Source organism: Sulfitobacter sp. TCYB15 (genome assembly GCF_040435955.1).
GTDB classification, from domain to species: domain Bacteria; phylum Pseudomonadota; class Alphaproteobacteria; order Rhodobacterales; family Rhodobacteraceae; genus Sulfitobacter; species Sulfitobacter pontiacus.
This window is the reverse complement of record NZ_CP159193.1, coordinates 1221950-1245251: the sequence shown is the minus strand read 5'-3', so window position 1 is coordinate 1245251 and position 23302 is coordinate 1221950. Positions and strand designations below refer to the sequence as shown.

General features: G+C 63.5%; 19 protein-coding genes. 9 read left to right on the top strand and 10 right to left on the bottom strand.

Annotation, left to right across the window (positions count from 1 at the left end; genetic code table 11):
• The first annotated feature begins 189 nt into the window (after window positions 1-189).
• From ABM428_RS05935 to ABM428_RS05920, 4 genes are all read left to right on the top strand, one after another.
• A complete protein-coding gene (locus ABM428_RS05935) occupies window positions 190-1140 on the top strand; it encodes an asparaginase (protein WP_132996957.1) in 951 nt (316 codons plus the stop codon).
• 161 nt (window positions 1141-1301) lie between these two features.
• Window positions 1302-2729, top strand: a complete 1428-nt coding sequence (locus ABM428_RS05930; protein WP_037943691.1) for a sodium:alanine symporter family protein — start codon at window positions 1302-1304, stop codon at window positions 2727-2729.
• Between the two features lie 163 nt (window positions 2730-2892).
• The gene (locus ABM428_RS05925) at window positions 2893-4050 is read left to right on the top strand and encodes a trans-acting enoyl reductase family protein (protein WP_289081962.1); all 1158 of its coding nucleotides are present in this window, start codon (window positions 2893-2895) and stop codon (window positions 4048-4050) included.
• A 168-nt stretch (window positions 4051-4218) separates the two neighbouring features.
• Window positions 4219-5301 carry an SMP-30/gluconolactonase/LRE family protein gene (locus tag ABM428_RS05920; RefSeq protein ID WP_132996959.1) on the top strand — a complete coding sequence of 361 codons (1083 nt, stop codon included), beginning with the start codon at window positions 4219-4221 and terminating at the stop codon, window positions 5299-5301.
• Between the two features lie 35 nt (window positions 5302-5336).
• Here ABM428_RS05920 and ABM428_RS05915 read toward each other — a convergent pair whose 3' ends face one another.
• Window positions 5337-6515, bottom strand: a complete 1179-nt coding sequence (locus ABM428_RS05915; RefSeq protein ID WP_353628276.1) for an aromatic amino acid transaminase — start codon at window positions 6513-6515, stop codon at window positions 5337-5339.
• A gap of 5 nt (window positions 6516-6520) precedes the next feature.
• On the bottom strand, window positions 6521-7441 hold the full coding sequence (locus ABM428_RS05910; protein ID WP_240790793.1) for a DMT family transporter: 921 nt from the start codon (window positions 7439-7441) through the stop codon (window positions 6521-6523).
• Window positions 7442-7555: 114 nt separating this feature from the next.
• Between ABM428_RS05910 and ABM428_RS05905 the strand changes: the two genes are divergently transcribed.
• Window positions 7556-8014, top strand: a complete 459-nt coding sequence (locus ABM428_RS05905) for an Lrp/AsnC family transcriptional regulator (protein ID WP_037943687.1) — start codon at window positions 7556-7558, stop codon at window positions 8012-8014.
• A gap of 6 nt (window positions 8015-8020) precedes the next feature.
• On the opposite strand, the gene ABM428_RS05900 is transcribed toward ABM428_RS05905, so the two are convergent.
• Window positions 8021-8494, bottom strand: coding sequence for a MarR family winged helix-turn-helix transcriptional regulator (locus ABM428_RS05900; protein ID WP_132996961.1), 474 nt, complete (start codon window positions 8492-8494; stop codon window positions 8021-8023).
• Between the two features lie 96 nt (window positions 8495-8590).
• On the opposite strand from ABM428_RS05900, the gene ABM428_RS05895 reads away from it, so the two are divergent.
• The 4 genes from ABM428_RS05895 to ABM428_RS05880 all read left to right on the top strand — a co-directional run bounded on the left by ABM428_RS05895 (window position 8591) and on the right by ABM428_RS05880 (window position 14398).
• Window positions 8591-11734, top strand: a complete 3144-nt coding sequence (locus ABM428_RS05895; protein WP_353628275.1) for a 2Fe-2S iron-sulfur cluster-binding protein — start codon at window positions 8591-8593, stop codon at window positions 11732-11734.
• Between the two features lie 118 nt (window positions 11735-11852).
• The gene (locus tag ABM428_RS05890; RefSeq protein ID WP_353628274.1) at window positions 11853-12908 is read left to right on the top strand and encodes an ATP-binding cassette domain-containing protein; all 1056 of its coding nucleotides are present in this window, start codon (window positions 11853-11855) and stop codon (window positions 12906-12908) included.
• Window positions 12898-13572, top strand: a complete 675-nt coding sequence (locus ABM428_RS05885; protein WP_132996964.1) for a methionine ABC transporter permease — start codon at window positions 12898-12900, stop codon at window positions 13570-13572. The genes ABM428_RS05890 and ABM428_RS05885 overlap by 11 nt, the downstream gene beginning before the upstream one ends.
• A 49-nt stretch (window positions 13573-13621) precedes the next feature.
• Window positions 13622-14398: a MetQ/NlpA family ABC transporter substrate-binding protein gene (locus tag ABM428_RS05880; RefSeq protein ID WP_132996965.1), complete on the top strand. Its 777-nt coding sequence runs from the start codon at window positions 13622-13624 to the stop codon at window positions 14396-14398.
• 63 nt (window positions 14399-14461) lie between these two features.
• On the opposite strand, the gene ABM428_RS05875 is transcribed toward ABM428_RS05880, so the two are convergent.
• From ABM428_RS05875 to ABM428_RS05845, 7 genes are read right to left on the bottom strand one after another with little or no spacing between them, the layout of a single operon-like run.
• Entirely contained in the window at window positions 14462-16363 is a 1902-nt protein-coding gene (locus ABM428_RS05875) for a beta-galactosidase (protein WP_132996966.1), read from the bottom strand.
• 6 nt (window positions 16364-16369) lie between these two features.
• Window positions 16370-17215, bottom strand: coding sequence for an SMP-30/gluconolactonase/LRE family protein (locus ABM428_RS05870; RefSeq protein WP_132996967.1), 846 nt, complete (start codon window positions 17213-17215; stop codon window positions 16370-16372).
• Window positions 17212-17820, bottom strand: coding sequence for a 2-dehydro-3-deoxy-6-phosphogalactonate aldolase (locus ABM428_RS05865; RefSeq protein ID WP_353628273.1), 609 nt, complete (start codon window positions 17818-17820; stop codon window positions 17212-17214). The genes ABM428_RS05870 and ABM428_RS05865 overlap by 4 nt, the downstream gene beginning before the upstream one ends.
• The gene (locus ABM428_RS05860) at window positions 17817-18731 is read right to left on the bottom strand and encodes a 2-dehydro-3-deoxygalactonokinase (RefSeq protein WP_353628272.1); all 915 of its coding nucleotides are present in this window, start codon (window positions 18729-18731) and stop codon (window positions 17817-17819) included. Before ABM428_RS05860 ends, ABM428_RS05865 begins: the two co-directional genes overlap by 4 nt.
• An 11-nt stretch (window positions 18732-18742) precedes the next feature.
• The gene (locus ABM428_RS05855; protein WP_340243111.1) at window positions 18743-19513 is read right to left on the bottom strand and encodes an SDR family oxidoreductase; all 771 of its coding nucleotides are present in this window, start codon (window positions 19511-19513) and stop codon (window positions 18743-18745) included.
• Window positions 19513-21222 (bottom strand): IlvD/Edd family dehydratase, encoded by a 1710-nt coding sequence (locus ABM428_RS05850; RefSeq protein WP_064217341.1) that lies wholly within the window; start codon window positions 21220-21222, stop codon window positions 19513-19515. Before ABM428_RS05850 ends, ABM428_RS05855 begins: the two co-directional genes overlap by 1 nt.
• Window positions 21219-23300 carry an alpha-galactosidase gene (locus ABM428_RS05845; RefSeq protein ID WP_353628271.1) on the bottom strand — a complete coding sequence of 694 codons (2082 nt, stop codon included), beginning with the start codon at window positions 23298-23300 and terminating at the stop codon, window positions 21219-21221. The genes ABM428_RS05850 and ABM428_RS05845 overlap by 4 nt, the downstream gene beginning before the upstream one ends.
• Window positions 23301-23302: the final 2 nt, after the last annotated feature.

Genomic DNA, 23302 nt, shown 5'->3' with positions numbered 1-23302 from the left:
CGTGTCGGGCGTATATACGCGCCGCCGCACCCTGCCCGTCAAGCCGGATGTCACGTCATGGCGGCTTTGGCCCCATACGCCGACGGTCAACAGGCTTGACAGCGACGGGCGCTTCTGGTCCGCCTGCGGCAGTTTTAGCAGGGCTCCGGACGGGGCATATTGGGCGGCAATCAACACAAAGGGCGCAGCATGGCGACACTCTTGATCCACACGGGCGGCACGATTGGCATGGCCCAGACCCCTGACGGTTTCGCCCCTCGCGACGGGGTGGTCGAAGATGCGGTCGCGGCGCTGGTGGCCAGCGGCAAGGTCACCGGAGAGGTCGAGGTGCTGCGCCTTGATCCGCTGATCGATTCCGCGCTCGCCACGGCGCAGGATTGGGCGCGCATCGCGCAGACCATCCATCAGCATCGGGGCCGCTTTGACGGCTTCGTCGTGACCCACGGGACGGATACGCTGGCCTATACCGCCGCCGCCCTGTGCCTTGCGCTGCCCGGTCTGGCGCAGCCTGTGATCGTGACCGGCGCGATGCGACCGCTGACTGTGGCTGACACGGACGGCACGGCCAATCTGATCGATGCGCTTGCCGCAGCGCGTACCGCACCGGCGGGGGTCTGGGTGCAATTCGGGGGCAAACGGCTGCATGGCGGGCGGGTGCGCAAGGCCCATTCGCAGGCGCTGGACGCCTTTACCGCCGCGCCAACCGACAGGGAACCGCGTGTCACCGCACCCGACCCGCAGCTCAGCCCCCTGCGCCCCCAAGAGGTTGCCCTTTTGACCGTCACCCCCGGTTTCAGCGCCGCCCTGCTGGATCATGCGGCGACCACCTGCGACGGGATCGTTCTGCGCTGCTTTGGCGCGGGCACGGTCCCCGACAGCCCCGCCCTACGTGCCGCCTTGGGCAAGGCGCAAGGCAAGGGCGTTCCCGTGGTGGCCGTCAGCCAATGCGCAGAGGGCGGCATGCAGATCGGCACCTACGCCGCGGGCAAGGCGCTGCGTGACAGCGGGGTGGTCGACGGCGGCCAGATGACAGCCGAGGCGGCCTTCGTCAAAATCCACCTCGCGCTAAGCTGCTTTGCGCAGTTTGACGCGCAACACGCCTATCTGGCTGCGGATCAATGCGGAGAAATGGCCGATTAACGCGCGAAGGGCCAACCCGCTAGAGTTGAATTGCGAAATAACCTGTATAAGGATCAACGCACTAGACGTCGCACAGGGGCTGCGTGCTTCGCGCTGCGTCATTCGGCTTTACGCTTTGGCCAAGAACACCGTAAAACGCGGCAAAACAAAGGGACATTTATATGGAATTTCTACAAACGCTCTTCGGCTGGATCGGAGACTTCACCTGGGGATGGTCGCTGATCCCGATCCTCGTCATTTTCGGTATCTTCATCACCATTGCCACCGGTTTTGTGCAGATCGAATACTTTGGCCGCATGTTCCGCGTGCTGTCGAACAAGAACAACGCGGATGATTCCAACCAGATTTCAGCGCGCGAAGCCTTGCTGGTGTCGGTCGGTGGACGTGTCGGCGGCGGCAACATCGCGGGCGTCGCGGTTGCGATCACCCTTGGCGGCCCGGGTGCGGTCTTCTGGATGTGGGCCATCGCGTTGGTCGGTATGGCCACGAGCCTTGTCGAATGTTCGCTGGCACAGCTGTTCAAGCGCAAAGTCGGAGAGCACAGCTACCGCGGCGGTCCGGCAGCGGCCATCATCCACGGGTTGGGCAAGGAATACCGCTGGCTGGCAGTGATCTACGCGATCTGCCTGATCGCGGCCTTCGGTCTGGGCTTCAACGCGTTCCAGGGCAACACGGTTGCAGGTTCGATGCAGGACAGCTTTGGCATTGACCGTCTGTGGACCGGTATCGCGCTGGCGGCCATCTCGGGCTTTATCATCTTTGGCGGCATCCACCGCATTGCCAAAGTGTCGGACGTTGTCGTGCCGATCATGGCCATCGGCTATCTGGCAATGGCGCTGATCGTGATCCTGCTCAACATCACCAGCCTGCCCGGCGTGATCTATGACATCGTGACCAATGCCTTCGGCCTACAAGAAGCCGTTGGTGGCGGTATGGGTGCTGCGGTTGCGCAGGGCCTGCGGCGCGGTCTGTTCTCGAACGAGGCGGGTCTGGGCTCTGCCCCGAACGTCGCGGCCACCGCCGAGGTACGTCACCCCATCAGCCAAGGCATCACGCAGTCGTTTTCGGTCTTTATCGACACGATCATCATCTGCTCGTGCACGGCTTTCGTGATCCTGCTGGGCGACGTCTATGTCCCCGGTGCCGAAGGCATCGACGGCGTGGCGCTGACACAGCAAAGCATGGTGTCGCATCTGGGCACATGGGTGCAGTATTTCCTGAGCGGCGCGATCCTGCTGTTCTCGTTCTCGTCGATCATCTACAACTACTATCTGGGTGAAAACGCGATGACGGTACTGACCAAGAGCCCCTTGGGCATTCTGGGTCTGCGGATCGCGATCATCGCGATTGTCTTCCTGGGTGCGACAGCACCGGCGGCGACTGCGGTGTTCTTCTTCTCGGATCCGATGATGGGTATTCTGGCGTTGGTCAACTTGCTGGCGATCATGATGCTCTTCCCCGTGGCCATGCGCCTGCTGCGCGACTTCCGTCGTCAGCTAAAGGCAGGCGTCGAACGCCCCGTGCTGAACCCGGACGATTATGCCGATCTGGATATCGACCGCGACGCATGGAAGCTCCCGGCAGAGTGATCCGGACGCATCTTACCTGAATTCGATACGGGCCGTAGCATCTGCTGCGGCCCGTTTCTTTTGCCCCCCGACGCAGCGTTCTGAAACTCGGCAATGGTCAATACCGTCTGCGCTGTCCCATAGTCGGCGCAAAGACATGCAACCAATCGGGGAGGAACGGCACATGGCTGAATTCGATATCATCATCTACGGCGCGACAGGGTTTACGGGGCGGCTGGTCGCGGAATACATCCACGCGACCTATCCGGACCGACCATGGGCGATGGCAGGGCGCAGCGCGTCCAAGCTGGCGCAGGTGCGCGACGAGATGGGCCTGCCCGCCGATACCCCCCTGATCGAGGCCGATGCCTCTGACCCTGCCTCGCTTGACGCGATGGTCGCGCGGGCGCGGGTTATCATCACCACGGTCGGCCCCTATCTGCTGTATGGCGAGCCGCTGGTCGCGGCCTGTGTCAAGGCGGGCACCGATTACGTCGACCTGTCGGGTGAGCCGCCCTTCATGTGGGACATGATCGAAAAGTACAACGATGCCGCCAAGGCCAGCGGAGCCCGGATCGTACACTCCTGCGGCTTTGACAGCATCCCCTTCGATATGGGCGTCTATTTCCTGCAGCAAGAGGCACAGAAACGCTTTGGCGCGCCGCTGAAAGACGTCAAGGGACGTGTGCGCGGGATGAAGGGCACGTTCTCGGGCGGGACGGCGGCGTCGGGCAAAGAGACGATGAAGCTGGCCATGGGCGATCCCGATGTGATGAAGCGTCTGGTCTCGTCCTTCGCGCTGACACCGGGGTTCGAGGGGCCGACACAGCCTTACGGCAACAAACCCTACGAAGACCCCGATTTCGGCATCTGGGTCGCCCCTTTCGTGATGGCGTCGATCAATACCAAGAACGTGCACCGGTCGAATATGCTGATGGGCCACCCCTACGGTACGGATTTCACCTATGAAGAGATGATGTTCACCGGCAAGGGCGAAAAAGGCGAGGCGATCGCCAAGAGCATCGCCAAATCCAACCCTATGGGCGACGATGATATCAAACCCGGCGAAGGCCCGTCGAAAGAAGAACGCGACAACGGCAGCTATGACCTGATGTTCACCGGCACCTCCGCAGACGGAGAGCGGCTGACCGTTGGCGTCAAGGGCGACCGCGATCCGGGCTATGGCTCCACCTCCAAAATGCTGACCGAAGCGGCGCTTTGTCTGATCGAGGAAGCCGCCGACACCCCCGGCGGCGTGCTGACGGCGGCCCCTGCCTTTGGTGGTGCGATCATTGACCGGCTCACAGCCAATGCAGGGCTCACGTTCGAGGTAGAGAGCTAAGCATCACACCCTCGCGGTGACCGCTATTGCGAGGGGGTACACGACCGCGCACGGGCCACAGCGGCTGACAGAAATCGCGCGGCGTAGCCTCTTGCACCTGCCAGAGGGATCGGCAACCCTACGCTGTGCGCCACTACTTCGGCGCGAACTCTGGGGAGGAGATCACCGATGAAGAAACTATTTACACTACTGGGCATCGCCCTGCTGGCCTTGCTTGCCTACCTCGCGTTCTGGCCCGTATCCGTCGCCCCCGTCGCGTGGGAGGCCCCGCCCGATCAGGGCTACACCGGTGATTTCGCGGCCAACGACCGTTTGACCGCATTGAAGATCGTCGAGCTTGAGGGCCGCAGCGGGCCGGAGGATGCCGATATCGGCCCGGACGGGCTGGTACATGTCGCCACCCACGATGGTGAAATCCTGCGGATCGAAGAGAACGGGGCCATCACCGTCTTTGCGCAGACCGAGGGCCGCCCCCTTGGGATCGAATTTGACGACAGCGGCACGCTTTACGTCGCCGACGCCTATCGTGGCCTGCTGTCGGTGGACCGCGGCGGCAAGGTGACCCTGCTGGCCGAGACGACCAAGGACGGCAGCCCGATCCTTTACGCCGATGATGTGGATATCGCCGCCGATGGGAGCGTCTATTTCTCGGATGCCTCGACCCGCTTTGGCGCGCAGGATAACGGCGGCACGCTGGCGGCATCGGTGTTGGATCTGGTGGAGCATTCGTCGAACGGGCGCATTCTGAAATACGACCCCGCATCGGGCGAAACGACTGTCTTTGCCGACGGTCTGAACTTTGCCAACGGGGTGGCGGTGGATGACGCGAACAGCGCGGTATTTGTGGTCGAAACCGGCAGCTACCGCGTCTGGCGCTTCCCCATGGACGGCAGCGCAGGCACGGTGGTGCTGGAGAACCTGCCGGGATTTCCCGACAATATCAACAACGCCCCCGATGGCACATTCTGGGTCGGCCTGGTCAGCCCGCGCAACCCCGTCATGGATCAACTGGCAAACAGCCCCTTCCTGCGCCGGGTGATCATGCGCCTGCCCGACGCGATGAAACCCGCGCCGCTGCGCTATGGCTTTGTCCTGCGGATGGATGCCTCGGGCAAGGTGCTGGAAACGCTCCAGGATCCGGCAGGTGACTATGCATTGACCACGGGTGCCGTGACCCTGCCCGACGGGCGCATTGCCGTGACCTCGCTGACAGAGCCACGTCTGGGGATGCTCGACGCCGCTCCGCGCTAAGACCTACAGGCGCTGGCCCAAGGGGCGGGCCAGTGTCACGCCTGTGACACATCCCGAAGCGCCGCCGCGACCTGTTCGATCTGCGTGCTGCGCAGGCCGGCGATATTGATCCGACCGGTGGCCGTGCCATAGATCGCGTGGTCACGGCGCAAGCTCTCCATCTGGTCGGGCGCGAGGGGCAGCAGGGAAAACATCCCCTGATGGTGCCGCAGCGCTTGAAATGCGGGGGCCGCATCTATCGCGGCCAGCGCATCCGCCAACTGCTGCCGCAGCGATTGGACACGGGCGCGCATGCTGTTGAGCTCTTCTTCCCAGATGGTGCGGGTGTCAAAGACGTGGCAGGCGACAGCGGCACCATGTTCGGGGGGCATCGAATAATTCGCGCGGGTCAATGTCTCTAGGTGGCGGCCCACATGGGCGATGGACGCCGCATCCGGCCCCAGCACCATCGCCGCCCCGATACGTTCGCAATATAGCCCCATGTTCTTGGACCCGCTTGCCGCAACCATCGCCACGGGCACCGCGTCGACCATCACCCGCAGCCCCGCCGCATCTTCGTCGAGCCCGCGGCCAAAGCCCTGATAGGCAATGTCGATCAACGGGATCAGCCCCCGCGCCGCGCAAAATCCGGCCAGCGCATGCCACATATCCGCATCGGGATCGATGCCCGTGGGGTTGTGGCAGCAGCCGTGCAGCAGCACCACATCCCCCGGCTTTGCCGCCGCCAGATCCGCGAGCACGCGGTCAAGATCCAGCGCGTCGCCCTTGGCCTGCCAGCGATACAGCTGCAGCGTCAGCCCCGCCCCCTCGAATATCGGACGATGGTTCACATAGCCGGGGTCCGTGCTCGAGACCGTGGTGTCGGGGCGCAGGCTGGCCAGCATATCCCCCAGGACGCGCAAGGCGCCTGTCCCGCCGACCGTCTGGATCACATGGCTGCGCGCGATCCGCGCGGGCGCATCGCCCAAGACCAGCCGCGCCATGCCCGCGTTGAACACCGCATTGCCCGCCAAAGCGCGGTAGGTTTTCGGCGCACTGTCCTGCGCCAAGGCGCGCTCGGCCATGCGCACCGCCTTCATATTCGGCGTGGCCCCGTGGTCATCGCGGTAGACGCCGATGACCATGTCGATCTTGTGGGCGCGCGGATCGGCGCGAAAGGCAGAGGTCAGACCCCAGATCGGGTCTTCGGGAAGGGCGGCAAGCGCGTCGAGCATCGGGGTTACTCCTTGGGGCGGTTGGCCAGCATGACGCCGGCGCAAATGATGAGAACGGCCAAAATCGTGCCAAGCGTCAGGGCCTCGTGCAGCAGCGGAACGGCAAGCACCGCCGCAATCGCAGGGGCGAGCGACCCGATCGCGGCACATTTCGCGACACCAAGGCGCGCGATGGCGATGGCATAGGTCAGGCTCGACACAAGGCCGACACCGACCCCTTGGGCAAGGATGAATGGCATCGCCTCGGCCAGTCGCACCTGCGTGAGGTTGCTGGGCAGCACCCCCGTGGCGAGCAGCGGCAGCAGCACCAGCGTGGATGGCAGTGCCAGCACCAGCGCGCAGCCGATCGGGTCCAACCCACTGCCCCGCAGCCCCAGCGTATAGCACCCCCAGAGCAGACTGGCCGACAGCAGCAGCGCCACGCCGGTCAAACTGCCTGCGGCCAAATTGCCCGAGGCCCCGATCAGCGCCGCCACCCCCACAAGGATGATCCCCAGCGGCAGCAACACAGCGGGGCGCTGCCGGTAGATCACCCACGTCAGAACCGCCACCGACACCGGTGTCGTCCCGGCAATCAACGCCCCCACATGCGTGGCCGAGGTCTGCGCCCCGCCCATAGCCGCGAGCCAGAAGAACGGCAGCCCCGCCCCCGCCGCGATCATCAGCCAGCGATGCGCGGGCAACCGCCTTAACACAGCGATACGTTTTGGCAGGAAGGGTAAAAAGAACAGCGCCGGAATACCCGACCGGATCAACGCCACATCGCCAAACGTCAGCTGCGCCCCGCTGGCGGCACGGGTGGACAGCGCGAACCCCGCCCAGACCAGCACGGTCACCGCAATCGCGAGATAGCCAACCAGGGGCCGAAGGGGGATCTGCCGCGGACCAAGTCCATGCGCGGCGGGCAGTGAGGGGGAACTGAGCATATTCGTCCTGCGCGTTGTATTTGCGCTGTTTTACGCTGTATCCACGGGCAGATTCTTGCTAATGATTGCGCAATAGTAAGAATTTTGGGCATATCCTGCCCTTAGAGGGCCAAGATGGACAGTAAAGATCGCGAGATCATCAAAGCACTGCAGCGTAACGGGCGTCTGACCAATCAGGATCTGGCGGCTCAGGTGAATCTGTCGCCCTCACCCTGTTTGCGGCGCACCCGCGCGCTTGAGGAAAAGGGCGTGATCAAGGGCTATACCGCGATTGTTGATGAACGCGCCTACGGGCTGCCCGTGACCGCGCTGGTGCGCATCCGACTGAGCAGCCACACGGGCGACGTGGTGAAACTGTTCGAGAAGAAAGTGCACGAGACCGAACAGATCCTCGATTGCTATGTCATCACCGGCAGCGAGGATTATCTGTTGCGCGTGCTGGTCGAGGACTTGAAAAGCTACGAGGAATTCGTGCGCCACAAGCTGCACAACATCCCCGGCATTGCGTCGATTGATTCCAGCTTTGCCTATGGCGTGCTGAAGCAGTCGAACGTCTTTCCCGTGGTGACCTGAAACACCCTAGGGATCGTCGAACCGGTCGTGAACCCCTTCAAGCAGCGTATCCAGCGCGGATAGGAAATGCGCCGCCGCTTGGGGGTCGAGCTTGTCCAGAAACCGCGCCTGATGCGCGTCGACCAGCACCCGCGCCCGCGCCAGCAGGTCTTGCCCCGCCGCGGTCAGCGTGATCGCACGGGCGCGCCCGTCGCCTTCTGTCAGGTTCTGCACCAGCCAGCCTTTGTCGCGCATCTGCTTGAAGGTCCGCGACGCCGTGGGGCGGGTGATGCCGATATTCTCGGCGATACCGGAGGGCGCGGTGATGCCTTCCAGCGCGATACTGGCCAAAACGCACCATTCCAACCGTGTCAGCCCAAGCTGCGAAAGCTCTGCATCCAGACTGGCACGCATAACAGCGGCCAGCCGCGACACGCGAAAGCCCAGCCTGTCGTGCAGACGATAGGAGGCAGTGGCTAAGGTGTTCTCGGGTCCGGTCATAAGGCATGAATACTTCATTTTTGCCGCACCGCTACTGTTTGCTTGCAAAATAGTTGATCTAGGACAACTATAGTGCCGAATTAAGAGGCAATATCCATGACCCCACGGCTGCGTTCCCGCAAAAACCGCCCCATCCATATGGGTGCCTACCCGACTGAAAAGCTGCGGCGGGCGGAGGGTGTTGCAGGGCCGGTGCCGGCCTTCACCCCCTTGGGGGTGACGGGCGACGCGCGTCCGCTGGCCCAAGCGACGCGGGATCACCGCGCCATGCTGGATGCGATCCGCGAGGGTCTGGTGAACAAGGCCTTGGCCGAGATCCCCGCCGATCTGACCGAGCGGGCGCAGCACCTCAAGGCGTTTGCCCATTTCAACGATGCGACGATGGTGGGCATTTGCAAACTTGCCCCCGACCACCATCTGGCACAGCCCCTGCGCAATGCGGATGTGGCGCGGCTGGCGCAGGATTTGCAGACGCGTCAGGTCAAGACGCTCGCCTCTGGTGTGGATGCGATCATGGCCGACCTGCGCGACTCCGTCACCGCACCCGAGACGGATATCGCAGGCCATACCCATGCGCTGGTGCTGCTTTTTGCGCATCCCCGCGCGGTCGAACAGGATGAACCCGGTGCGACATGGATCGCGGGGATGGAGGATTACCGGTCGTCCCTACTTGCCGCGGAATCGGCGGCGGTATTGTCGAATTACATCCGCCTGCTGGGGCGTCCGGCGCGCGGGCATACGATGACGGCAAGCGATGTGGACCTGAACCAGCTGGCGGTCGCGGCGGGTCTGGCGCTACCGCAAGACGGTCAGTTGACCGCCCCTTTCGTCGGCACGCGCTTTTCGCTGGCCGCCGTCACCATGGCGATGGATCTGGCCTGTGACCGCCCTCTGGCCGCCGCCGCCCTGCCCCGCACAGCGCCCGCCTATGCAACGCGACGCTTTGTCGATGGCGCGCAGCCTTTCGAAAAGCTTAAACGCGTAGACAGCCCCACGACCTATATGGACGAACCGCGCATCCCGCGCCTGCCCAAACGCACCGATATGTTCAGCCGTGCGCTGTTCGGGGACATGGGCAAAAAGCTGCAAGACGGAGCCACCGGCGGGCGCTATATCCGCAAGACGCCGACCTCTATGGCGCAGCGGCGCGCGCTTGGGGCCTTTGGCCTGCTGCAAGACGGACAAGCTGCCGAAACGCAAACCGCCCTCGCCCCGCAACAGGCAGCAGAGATGGTCAAGGTGGTTGCCTATTTCCTGGGGGCCGATGCCGTGGGCGTCAGCCGTTGTCCCGATTGGGCATGGTACAGCCATGACGCCACCGGCACCGCGATCGACCCGCCCCATGATCAGGCGATCAGCCTCGTGATCGATCAGGGGTTCGACACGATGGAAGGGGCCTCGGGCGATGACTGGATCAGCGTGGCGCAATCCATGCGCGCTTATCTGCGGTTCAGCCTTGTGGGCGGCGTACTGGCGCGGTTGATCCGCGATCTGGGATATCCGGCCAAGGCGCATACGGTGATGGATGGCGATGTGCTGCAACCCCCGCTGCTGCTGCTGTCGGGCTTGGGCGAGGTCAGCCGCATCGGCGAAGTGATCCTGAACCCCTATCTTGGCCCGCGTCTGAAATCGGGCGCGGTGACGACCACCCTGCCGATGACCCATGACAAGCCGATCGACTTCGGCCTGCAGAAATTCTGCGAAAGCTGCCAGAAATGCGCGCGGGAATGTCCCTCGGGGGCGATCACGGCGGGGCCGAAGCTGATGTTCAACGGCTACGAGATCTGGAAATCCGACAGCCAGAAATGCGCCACCTACCGGATCACGACCGAGGGCGGCGCCATGTGCGGGCGCTGCATGAAGACCTGCCCGTGGAACCTTGAGGGGATCTTGGCCGACAGCGTGTGGCGCTGGACCGCGATGAAGCTGCCCGCTACCGCACCAGCGCTGGCCAAGCTCGACGATCTGCTGGACCGTGGCGACATCAATCCCGTCAAGAAATGGTGGTGGGATCTGGAGGTGCAGGACGACGGCGGCTACCGCCCCACGGACAAGCCGGTGAACAGCCGCGGTCTGCAAAAAGACCTGAAGCTGCGCGCGACGGACCAGACGCTGGCCGTCTACCCTGCGCCGCTTGCCCCGCATCCCTACCCCTACCCCGACCCGATGGACCGCGAGGCCGGCATCCGCGCCTATGGCGCGATGATCCCCGCCGCCACACACCGCGCGCGGGTCGCAAGCGGAGACACGCAGGGTCTGGTCCCTGCGCTCAAGCCCTTGGCGGATAGTCCGGTATTGCCGCTGACCGTCACCCGCGCGGATGTGTTAAGCGACGGCATCACGCGATATGAACTGCGCGATCCCGACGGGGCCGATCTGCCCCTGTGGCAGGCAGGGGCGCATCTGGATGTGGTGATCGCGCCCGAGTACCTGCGCCAATATTCCATGTGCGGCGATCCCTCGGACCGGTCGCGCTATGTCATTGCCGTCCAGCGCGAGGATCAGGGCCGCGGCGGCAGCGCCCTGATGCACCGTATCTTCACGCAGGGGCGCAAGATTTTCGCCGCGCGTCCGGTCAACCATTTCCCCCTGACCGAAGACGCCCCCTTCAGCGTGTTGATGGGCGGTGGCATCGGTATCACCCCGATGATCGCCATGGCGCACCGCCTGCATCAGTTGGGCCGCGATTTCGCGCTGCATTATTCTGCCCGCACCGCCGCTGATCTGGCCTTTGCGGCCGAGATCGCTGCCGCCCCTTGGGCCGCCCATGCCGTGCTGCACGTCAGCGATCAGGGCAGTCGGGCAGAGTTTGACACGATCCTGTCGGCCCATCCTGCCGGCAGTCATGCCTACGCCTGCGGCACCCCCGCCTATATGGAGGCCGCAATGACCGCCGCCGCCCGCGCGGGCTTTGCCGAGGATCAGTGTCACATCGAATATTTCGCCGTCCCCGAAGCCCCCCCGCGCGAGAACCACAGCTTTACGGTCCATCTGGCCAAGACCGGCAAAGACATCCACGTCCCCGCCGACCGCAGCCTGTCGGATATGCTGACAGAGGCAGGCGTGCCCGTCGATGTGAAATGCGCCGACGGGATCTGCGGGGTTTGCGCTTGCGGGCTGGTCGAGGGTGACGCCGATCACCGCGATTATGTGTTGTCACAGGCGCAGCGTGAAACCACGTTGATCACCTGCCAGTCGCGCGCGGCGGCAGCGGGGGGGCATCTGGTGCTGGATCTGTGAAAACCTAGCGTTCAGCACATCGGTAAAGTCAGGGCGGGTATGCGAAAACTGCGCTTGCAATACCCCCTGCCTTTCTGTCTACGGGCGCCACCGCAACCGACCGCAGGCTGGACCGATCATGACAGAACCCAACGGCGCTTCGATCACGTTCGAGAACGTGGGCAAAGCCTATTCCAAATCCGGCGGCACGACTGTCACGGCGCTTGAAGGCGTCTCTTTGGCGATGGAGCCGGGATCAATCACCGGCATCATCGGACGGTCGGGGGCTGGCAAATCGACGCTGCTGCGCATGGTCAACGGGATCGAGCGGCCTACGACGGGCGCGGTTCTGGTGGGCGGACAGAATGTGGGGGCTGCAAAAGGGTCCAAGCTGCGTGCGATCCGCCGCGATGTGGGGATGATCTTTCAGCACTTTAACCTGCTGGCCTCGCGCAGCGTGGCCGGCAACATTGCCTTGCCGCTGGAAATCGCCGGTGTGCCGTCCTCGCAAATCAAACCCCGCGTGGAAGACCTGATCGAACGGGTCGGACTTAGCGCGCACGCCACACGCTATCCGGCAGAGCTGTCGGGCGGGCAAAAACAACGCGTCGGGATCGCGCGGGCACTGGCCACCGGCCCCAAAGTGCTGCTGTCGGACGAGGCGACATCCGCGCTGGACCCTGAAACGACGCAAACGGTGCTGTCGCTGCTCAAGGACATCAACCGCGAGCTGGGGCTGACCATTCTGCTGATCACCCACGAGATGGCCGTGGTCCGTGACATCGCCAGCCACGTCGCCGTGATCGACGGGGGCCGCATCGTCGAACATGGTGAGACCTACGATATCTTCACCGCGCCTCAGCATGCGACCACGCGGTCTTTCCTGTCGGGGGTGACCGGCGTCACCCTGCCCGCTTTCGTCAAGGATCGTCTGATCTCAAACGCCCCCGCGCAGGGCGGCGACGAGGTGATCCGCGTGACCTTTGCGGGCCAGCACGCCACCGACCCGATGCTGGCGCGGCTGACGCAGGACATGGGCATTCCGGTCAATATCCTTGCCGGTGCGGTCGAGGAAATCGGCACCCGCCCCTTCGGCAATCTGCTGGTATCGCTGCCTGTGGCCAAGGCCGCAGAGGCGCGTTCATTTTTGGAAAGCCACGGGCTTATGACGGAGGTGCTTGGCTATGTCGGCTAACCTTATCAACCTACTGATCGAGGCCACGGGCCAGACGCTTTATATGGTCGCCATCTCGGCGCTTCTAGGGGCGCTGCTTGGCCTGCCCTTGGGGTTGTTTCTGGCGACCTCGCAACGCGGCGAGCTGCTGTCGGCCCCGTGGGTCAACAAGGTGCTCGGGCTGGTCGTCAATGCCACGCGGTCGGTGCCGTTCATCATTCTGGTGGTCGCGATCATCCCCTTCACGCGGATGGTTGCGGGCACGTCGATCGGCACGACAGCCGCGATTGTGCCATTGACGATCGCCACCGTGCCCTTCATCGCGCGTCTGGTGGAAAACGCGATCCGCGAGATTGATTCCGGCCTGATCGAGGCGGCGCGCGCCATGGGGGCGACCCCGTTGCAGATCATCCGCAAGGTGCTGCTGCCCGAAGCGCTGCCCGGCATCACGCTTGGCCTCACCCTCGCCATCGTGAGCCTGATCGGCTATTCCGCCATGGTCGGCGCCGTGGGCGGCGAAGGTTTGGGCGATCTGGGCATTCGCTATGGGTATCAACGGTTTATGCCCGACGTTATGGCTGTTGTCGTGATCATCCTCATCGTCTTGGTGCAGCTTGTGCAATCGATCGGCGAACGCATCGCAGCCGCTGTCGACAAACGCGCCACCAAAAGCGGCGGGCAATAGCGCCCGTCTCCTCCTCCCAATTTCGTTTCCCAGTTAAAGGAGCATATACATGCTACGCATTGCGACCCTGACCTCTACCCTCGCGCTTTTGGCGACATCGCTGATGGCCGAGCAGATCAAAGTCGGCGTTTCCCCCGGCGAGCACGCCGAGATCATGGAAGAGGTCGCCCGTGTGGCCGAACCGATGGGCCTTGAGATCGACGTTGTCGAATTCTCTGATTATGTGGTGCCGAACCAGGCGCTGGCCGATGGCGACATCGAGGCGAACTCCTTCCAGCACGTGCCTTACCTTGAGACACAGATGAAAGACCGCGGCTTTGCGCTGGCGGTTGTGGGCAACACGATCACCACGCCGATGGGCATCTATTCGGACAAGATCACCGATATCGCCGCGCTTGAAGAAGGCGCGACCTTTGGCATCCCGAACGACCCCACCAATGGCGGGCGCGCGTTGCTGGTGCTGCAACAGCTTGGCATGATCAAGGTCGACCCCGCTGCAGGTCTGGTGCCCACCGTTCTGGACATCACCGAGAACCCCAAAGACCTGTCGTTCAAGGAACTCGACGCGGCGCAGCTGCCCCGTTCGCTGGCCGATCTGGATGCGGCGCTGATCAACACCAACTACGCCATCGCCTCGGGCCTTAGCCCCAAAGAGGATTCCATCGCGATGGAAAGCGCCGACAACCCCTATGTGAACGTGATCGTTGTACAAGAGGGCAAGGAAGACGCGCCGTGGGTCAAGACCCTGCTAGAGGCGTATCACTCGGACGAGATCAAAGCCTTCATCGATGAAAGCTACCACGGGACCGTCATCACATCGTGGTAAACTGACGCGCCGGATACCGCCAATGACAGGCGGTATCCGGTCTTTTGGGCCGCGCCCCTGTGGTCAGACCGGCACACGCAGAACGCCTGCGGCGGGCAGTTCGACACCGTGGCAGGCAACCTCTGCATCTGAATAATTGAACCAGAACCGTTCGCCCCCCGTCGTGCGGGTACGGACCCCTTCGGGCATCGGCAGCACGTCGATCCCTGCCTCGCCGCACAGCCCGCTGACGAATTGGTCGAGCGTGTCGTCATCCAGCCAGCCCCCCAGATAGATCTGCTGCCCGTCGCGCATGGCAACCGGCTCTGCGTCTGTGGTCTGCAAGATCACCTTTGCCGTGCCGTCCAGCACATCACGGTAGCGGATCACTTTCCCACCGCCCTCCAGCGGTACAGAGATGTCATGCCGCAAGCTTTCGACCTGCGTGACCGTCACGTCCAACCCGTCGATTGCGGGGGGCAGCGGCACGGGGATCGCCATCTCGGACGTGCGCGCGCCGCTGCGGGGGCCATAGACGACCGTCGCCGCGCTGCGCGCCAGCGCCTGTTTCAGAGCGTCCGGCATGTGCATCACCCCCGGTGCCATCACCAGCCCGTAGCCGTCAAAATCGCGGCAGGTGGCGGGCAGGATATCAACCGACAACCCCTGACGCCGCAGCGCCTTGTAGGTGTGAAAGACCAACCCGAAATAGCTTAGATCCGCACCATGGGGCTGGGTCGCCCATGCGAAATCCGCGTCATAGTCGAACAGCAGCGCGACCGGTGCTTGCGCGGGCTGCACATCCGGAGCCTTGGCCATCTCTGCGCCGACCTGCCGGACCTCCGCCATCGCGAAGGCGTCGGCACTGTCGGGGCGGAGCAAGCCGGCGTGCAGTTGCTCTTGGGCGAAAGGGGCCTGTCGCCAGCGGAAATAGCACACCGCTTCGGCCCCGTGAGCGAAGGCCTCCCATGTCCACAGACGCACCATACCGGCCAGTGGCACGGGGTTGTGCGGGGCCCAGTTGACCGGCCCCGGCTGCTGTTCCATCACCCACCAGCGCCCCTTGCCCACGGCGCGGTAAAGATCGTGGTGGAACGCCTGAAAGTCAGGGTCACCCTGCCGCGCATAGCGGTGCTGCTGCGCCGCATCCGCGCCCACCCGATCCTCGAGAAAGCCCAGCGGGTAGCTGTCCCAAGTGGCGATATCAAGATTTTCACCCACTGCGAAATGGTCAAAATCGGTGATCCGGCCCATGTAGTTATGGCTCACGGGGGCGGCGCTGTGCTGGCGGATCACGTCAAGCTGAAGCCGGTTGAATGCCACCACCTGATCCGAGCTGAACCGCCGAAACGCCAGACGATGCGCAGGGTTGGCTTCGGTCACGGTCAGGTTGGGCGGGTCGATGTCGTCAAAACTGTCGTAGTCCATCGACCAGAACGTATTCCCCCACGCGGCATTCAGCGCGGCGGGGGTACCGTAGCGTTTTGCCAGCCAGCCGCGAAAGGCATGGGCTGCCGCATCACTATACGAGATCACCGTGTCGTGGCAGCCGTATTCATTGTCGATCTGCCACGCGGCCACATGGGGGTTCGCGCCATAGCGTTTGGCCATCAACGTGGCAATCGTGACGCATTCCTTCTGATAGCCTTCGTGGCTGAAACAGTAGTGCCTGCGCGACCCGAACTTGCGCGGACGCCCTTCAATATCCACGGCAAGCATGTCGGGGTGGCGTTTCAGCATCCAGCGGGGCGGGGTTGCAGTGGGGGTGCCCAGCACAACCCGCAGACCGGCAGCCCCTAAAACCTCGATCGCGCGGTCCAGCCACGCCCAGTCATACTGGCCGGGTTGCGGTTCTAGTTTGCTCCATGAAAACTCGCCGATGCGCACCCATGTCAGGCCCGCCTCACCCATGCGGCGGGCGTCGGCTTCCCACATCTCTTCGGGCCATTGTTCAGGGTAGTAGCAAGTCCCTAGAGTTCGTTTCATCACGCCTCACAAAATTATCCGGTGTTCCCGCTGGCCTCGCACGTCCGATGCAAGCTGGAAGGTCTGGCCATCCTCCGCCTCGTCGCGGCCCTGCGCGGCAGAGGTGACAAAGAGCGTCCGCAGATCCGCATCGCCAAAGGCCGGACAGGTGGCCTGCGCTGCTGGAACATCAACGGTCTGCAACAAGGTGCCATCGGGGCTGTAGCGGGCGACCTGCGCGGCCCCCCATTGCGCGTTCCACAGGCAGCCGTCGCTATCGACAACCGCGCCGTCGGGGTTACGCTTGTCTTTCTTGAGATCGACAAACACCTCTGGCGGGGCCGAGGGCCAGCCGTCTGCGGCATCAAGGGGCACGCGCATGATCTGGCGCGTGGGCGTGTCGGTGTAATAGGCAAATCGTCGGTCGGGCGAAAAGCAGATCGCGTTCGAAATGGTAATCTCCGCGAAAAGCTGTCGCAGCGCGCCTTTATAGTAGCGGTAGATCGCCCCCGCCCCTCGCTCTGCGTTGAAGCCCATTGTCCCGATCCAGAACCCGCCCCACGGGTCGGCGCGCCCGTCGTTGGATCGGGTCAGGGGCTGATCCGCCTCGAGTGGCACGACGAGGGAACGCTCCGCTCCGTTTAGGTCGAACCGCCACAGCGCGGTTTCGGACGCGACAAGCAAGGTATCCCTATCGATCCACCCGGCGGCAGAGACGCATTCGTCAAACTCCCACGACAGCGTTTTGTCGCCCTGCCGCGACATCAGGGTTTTGCCGAGGATGTCGAACCAGAACAACTGGCCCCGTTCGGGATGCCACAGCGGCCCTTCGCCCAACTCGCACGTCCGCGCATCAAAGAGTGTCGCGTTCAAGAGAGGGTCGCCTTGTCATAGGCGCTTACCGCCGCGCGCGCGCTTTGCGCGACATCCGCCGCGCTTTGCCCCGGTTTATACAGACTGGACCCAAGGCCAAAACCCGTCACCCCTGCCGCAAGCCATTCCGCGAAATTCGACGGGCCGACGCCGCCAACCGCATAGGTTTCGGTCTGCGCCGGAAGCACCGCCCTGATCGCCTTTAGCCCTTCGACCCCCAGCAGGAACGACGGAAACAGCTTGAGCCCATCGGCCCCGGCCTTAAGCGCGGCAAAACATTCCGTGGGCGTCATCACACCGGGATAGGACATCATGCCCGCCGTCTTGCTTGCCGTGATAACAGAAGGGTCCGCATTCGGAGAGACAATCATCCGCCCCCCCACAGCCGCCACCGCCGCGACGTTTTCAACGTCCAACACCGTGCCCGCGCCGATCAACGCGTCGGCCCCATAGGTTTGGGCCATCGTTTCGATGGATTTCAGCGGTTCTGGCGAATTCAGCGGCACCTCGATGCGGGTGATGCCTGCGTCGATCAAGGCGGCGCAGATGTCGGCGGCCTCATGCGGCTGGATGCCACGCAGAATGGCGATGATATTGCGGCTCATACAAGGGCCCCTTTCAATGAACGATAGGCAGAGGTCAGGCCCGCCAGCGTCAGACCCGCGTTATCCAGTGTTTCGGCCTGCACACCCTGTGCGGCCAATGCGCACCGGTAATGCGCGGCGACGCTGTCTGCGCCCAGAATGGCGACATGGCGGCCCAGCCAATAGGGGCGCGTGCCGGCCAGCTCTAACCCCACAAGCAGCCCTGAAAGCCGCGCCCGCGCCGCCCCTGCAGATGTGCCCTGCAACAGCCCCCCTGCACGCAGGCCAAATAGTCTGGAGGCAAAGCTTTGCGGGCTGTCCATCGCCTGCGTGACGCCGTCGATAAAGCTGTCCTCGTCCCACTCTGCCGTGGTGACCGAATGGCGCAGGACCGACTGGTTGGCCAGCAGCGCGAAGATCTCGCCGGTCATGCAGGTCTGGAAGCTCACGATCTCGCCCGCGCTGATATGGACCCATTTGGTGTGGGTGCCGGGCAGACAGAGGATGCCGTCAAACTCCGGCTGACTGTGCAGCACCCCTGCGATCTGGGTTTCCTCGCCGCGCATCACGTCAGGGGCAGCCATCTGTTTCACGCCGGGCAGGATGTGGACCGCGATCCGCGGGTCATGGGCCTTTACCGCAACCGCCGCCCGCGCATCCGGAGGCGCGCAGGGCGTGGCGACGTAGGGGGCCTCGCGCCAGCCTTCGCGGGCGCCCACCATACCCGCGCAGATCACAGGGGTCACATGGTCCGGATTTAGGTAGGGGTCTATCAATGAAAGCAAGGCAGGTTCGAACCCGTCCTGCGTCAGCCCCCCCATCCCCTTGTCAGACCTGTCAGAGGCAAAAGGCTTGCCATCGGCCCCCATCATCCAGACCCGCAGGTTTGACGTTCCCCAATCGACAGCGATCCATTCAGCGTAGTGTTGCACGGTATCCCTTCCTATCCGGTGACCACAACGCCGCCATCGACGGCCATCAACTGCCCCGTCATCATGCGGCTGGAGGCAGAGGATAAAAACAGCACCGCATCCACGATGTCTTGCGGCTTCAACGTATCCTTAAGGCATTGCCGGTCAATATGCGCCGCCAGTGCTTCGGGCGTGACCCATTGTTCGATCTGCTTTTCCGTCAACACCCACCCCGGTGCCAGCGCGTTAAAGCGGATCTTGTCCGGCCCGAATTCCCGCGCCAGCGAACGGGTCATACCGTTGATGCCGGCGTTGGCGGTCGTATAGGCAGGATAGCCCGCGTTCCCCATCATATACGAGATCGAGCTCATGTTCACCACGGCCCCGCCACCCGCGGCGCGCATCCCTGCGAGTACGGCCTGACAGGCGAAGAAATAGGACTTGAGGTTGATCGCCTGCGACTGGTCCCAGAAGTCTTCGGTGACCTCTTCGGCGGTGTGACGGGCATCATTGGCGGCGTTGTTCACCAGAACCGTGACCGGTCCATGCTCATCGGCGGCCGCGGCCAGACTGGACCGAAGTGCCGCAATATCCGAGATATCGCAGGTCTGCGCATGGGGGCGCAGGCCGTGTTTTTCCTCCATCTCGTTGCAAAACGCGGTGGCGTCGCTGCGCTGGACAAAGCTGACCTTGGCCCCCTGCGCCAGAAACCCGTCGGTCAGAAAGGCACCGATCCCCGCGCCGCCGCCGGTGATGAACACCGACCGGTCGCGCAGATCGGGAAATGTTGCGTTCAGGGTCATCAGTGGCTCTCCCGTGTGACGGGGCGGGTGTCTTTACCCACCAGAAAATCAAGGTCCGCGCCTTTGTCTGCCTGCAATACCGTCTCGGTATAGAGCTTGGCATAGCCGCGGTCGTATCGGGGTGGTTCGGGCACCCACACCGCGCGGCGCTCTGCCAGCACCTCGTCAGAGACAAGCACGTCCAATGTGCCCTGCGCCACCGACAGCCGGATACGGTCGCCGGTCTGTACCAGCCCCAGATTGCCGCCTGCGTTGGATTCAGGGCTGACGTGCAGGATAACGGTGCCATAGGCGGTGCCGGACATACGCGCGTCGGACACCCGGACCATGTCGCGCACGCCTTCTTTGACCAGACGCGCGGGGATCGGCATATTGCCGACTTCGGGCATACCGGGATACCCCTTGGGGCCGCAGCCCTTGAGCACAAGAACCGTATCCGCGGTCACCGGCAGATCCTCGCGGTCGATATTGGCTTTCATATCCTCGATATTCTCGAAGACATATGCCTCGCCCTCGTGTTCCAGCAAGGCGTCCGTCGCCGCCGAGGGTTTCACGATCGCCCCATTGGGCGCGATATTGCCGCGCAGCACCTTCAACCCGGCCGCAGGGCGCAGCGGATTATCCAGCGGGCGGATCACATCCTCGTTGTAGCATTCAGCCCCTTCGGCATAGGCAAGGATATCCCCGCCCATGACGGTCTGCGCGGGCCGCAGCTTGTCGCGCAGATGGGACAGCACCACGGGCATCCCGCCCGCATAGCAGAAGTCCTCCATCAGATATTTACCCGAGGGCATGCAGTTGACCAGCAGCGGGATATCCGACCCAAGCTCGAAATCATCGAGCGTCAGGTCGATGCCGACGCGGCCCGCGATGGCCAGCAGATGGATCACGGCATTGGTCGACCCGCCGACAGCGGCATTGGCCAGAATGGCGTTCTCGATAGAGGCACGGGTAACGACCTGCGATAGCTTGATATCTTCCTCGACCATCTCGACGATGCGCTTGCCGGTCAGATGCGCCAGCGCCATGCGGCGCGCATCAACGGCAGGCAGCGCGGCATTGGTGGGCAGTGACATCCCCATCGCCTCTACCACACTCGCCATCGTAGAGGCCGTGCCCATCGTCATACACACGCCCTTGGACCGGCTCATGCCGGATTCAGCGGCCATGAAATCCTGCAAGGTCATCTCGCCCGCGCGCACATCTTCCGAGAACTTCCACACATCCGTGCCAGAGCCGATGTCCTTGCCCTTCCACTTGCCGTTCAGCATCGGGCCGGAGCTGACAACGATCGTCGGCAGATCGACGCTTGCCGCGCCCATCAGTTGACCCGGCGTGGTCTTGTCACAGCCGCCCAGCAGAACCACACCGTCAATACCATAGGCGCGAATGCTTTCTTCGACGTCCATCGCCAGCAGGTTGCGAAACAGCATGGCGGTCGGCTTCATCTGGGTCTCGCCAAGGCTCATCACCGGAAATTCGACCGGAAAGCCCCCTGCCTCCCACACGCCGCGCTTCACCCCTTCGGCCAGATCGCGCAGACCGGAATTGCACGGGGTCAGCTCGGACCATGTATTGCAGATACCGATAATGGGGCGGCCATCAAAGGCGTGGTCGGGAAAGCCCTGATTTTTCATCCAGCTGCGGTGAATGAACCCGTCCCGATCATTCTTGCCGTACCAAGCGCGGTTGCGTTTCTCTTTTGTCATAGCCGTGTTCCTTCAATGACCCACATGCGTTCAGGGAACGACCATGGCAGGGTCACGCCATGGTTCATGAGGTACTGGCCCGACAGCACCAGATCGCGGGTCTTGAGCGCGGCATCGCCCCGTGACAGCGCGACCGCCTCGTCGCGGTTTGCCAGCGTGATCCGGTAGCGCGCTTGCGGGTCAAGTGCGGTCAGCCGCAGCGGGCGCGGTGAGATCTGGGCCGAGGTCGCGGCATTGCCTGCGAACACCACGAAACGCATCCCATCGGCGGCCTGTTGCTGCTCTGCGATCACCGCTGGATCAGCGCTGTCGAGCCGCAGGATATCCGCGGTGCGCATCCATCCGCGATTGTCCTTCCACCACTGCGTGACCTGTTTCAGCACATCGGTTTCGCGGGCGTCGAGCTCGCGCGGGTCCATCTCGAACCCCATGTGGCGCTGCGCGGCGACCCAGGCGCGAAAACTGATGTCCAGCGTGCGGCCAGAGGTATGGCAGTGGCGTGGGCCGACATGGCTGCCGGTCACGGCAGCGGGCAGGAACAAGGCAGCGTCATGCTGGATGCGAAGCCGTTCCAGCGCGTCGTTGCTATCCGACAGCCAGACCCGCTGGGTCCGCGCCATGATCCCGAAATCGATCCGCCCTCCGCCTGACGCGCAGCTTTCAATCTCGACCAGCGGGAAATCGGCGCGTAACCGGTCCAGCAGCGCATAGACGCCCCGTGTCTGCGTCGCCTCGGGTGCGGGCAACACGCGATTATGGTCCCATTTGATATAGTCGATGGCATTGTCGCGCAGCACCGTGGCGATACGGTCGTAAAGCAGGTCTTGGACCTGCGGCAGCGCCATGTTCAGCACCAACTGCTGACGCCCCTCTATCTGGTCCTGCGGGCCCAGAATCCAATCGGGGTGGGCGCGGTAGAGGTCGCTATCGCGCGAGACCATCTCGGGTTCGAACCAGAGGCCAAAATGCATCCCCAAGCCCTGAACATGGTCGATTAGCGGGGTCAGCCCCTTGGGGTATTTGCGCGGATCGATGATCCAGTCGCCCAGACTGCTCGTGTCGTCGTCGCGCTGTCCGAACCAGCCGTCATCCAGCACGAAACGCTCTGCCCCCAAAGCGGCAGCACGGTTGGCGATATCGGTCAGGACAGACCAGTCGTGGTCGAAATACACCGCTTCCCAACAGTTGTAATGAACGGGGCGCGGGGTGTCGGGCTTGGGCCATGTCACGATGCGGTCGCGCAGATGGCGCTGAAAGCTGACGGCACAGCCGTTCAGGCCGGTGTCAGAATAGGTCAGGTAAAGCGGCGCCGTCTGGAACTGTGTCGCGGGGGCGTCCTGGGTGCCAGCCGCATGACCCCATTGAACCTGCCGCCGCCCGTCCTGAAGCTCTTCGGCGATCATCGTATGACCGCCCGACCAGCCATAGTGGAACCCGTAGCATGTCCCTTGGGTGTTTGTGGTCCCCGTGGTCGGGATCAACAGTCCGGGGAAGTGTTCGTGGCCCGTGCGGCCCGTACGGTTGTCGCGCGCGTGGATGCCTGCCCGCCACGCGGTGCGGTTCAACTGGAATTCACCGCACCATCGGCCCGAGACGTCGATCATCTCTGTGCTAAGCTGCGGCGCGGGCACCACCGGCGCGGCAAGCCAGTGCAGGCGCACGGGCTGCGCGGCCTCCAGTGTCGTCTGGCAAGTGATCACGCCGGTTCCCGCATCAACCGCAAAGTCAAAGGTCAGCGTCAGCCCCTCGTCCGGTGCCGCGCAGGTGAACCGCAGCCCTGCATCCTGCACCACGTTGCGCAGGTGAAACACGGGGCGCAGCGGCGTGCCATCGGCGCGCGCAACCGCGATCCCCGCCTGCCCCGGAAAGCTACGCCCGGCTTCAGGGCACAGCGACAGATCAGGCGTCTCGTCCAGCATGCCGCCGGTCACGTCGATGGCATGGGCGGCGCATATCTCTTCCAGATTTTCGCCGTCGGGCAGCGGGCTGCCCCAATAGACCACCTGCGGCAAGCGGTCGTGCGCAGAGGCCAGAACAAGCGTCTGGTGCCCGTCATCAAGGCGGTAGGTCTGTGTCATAA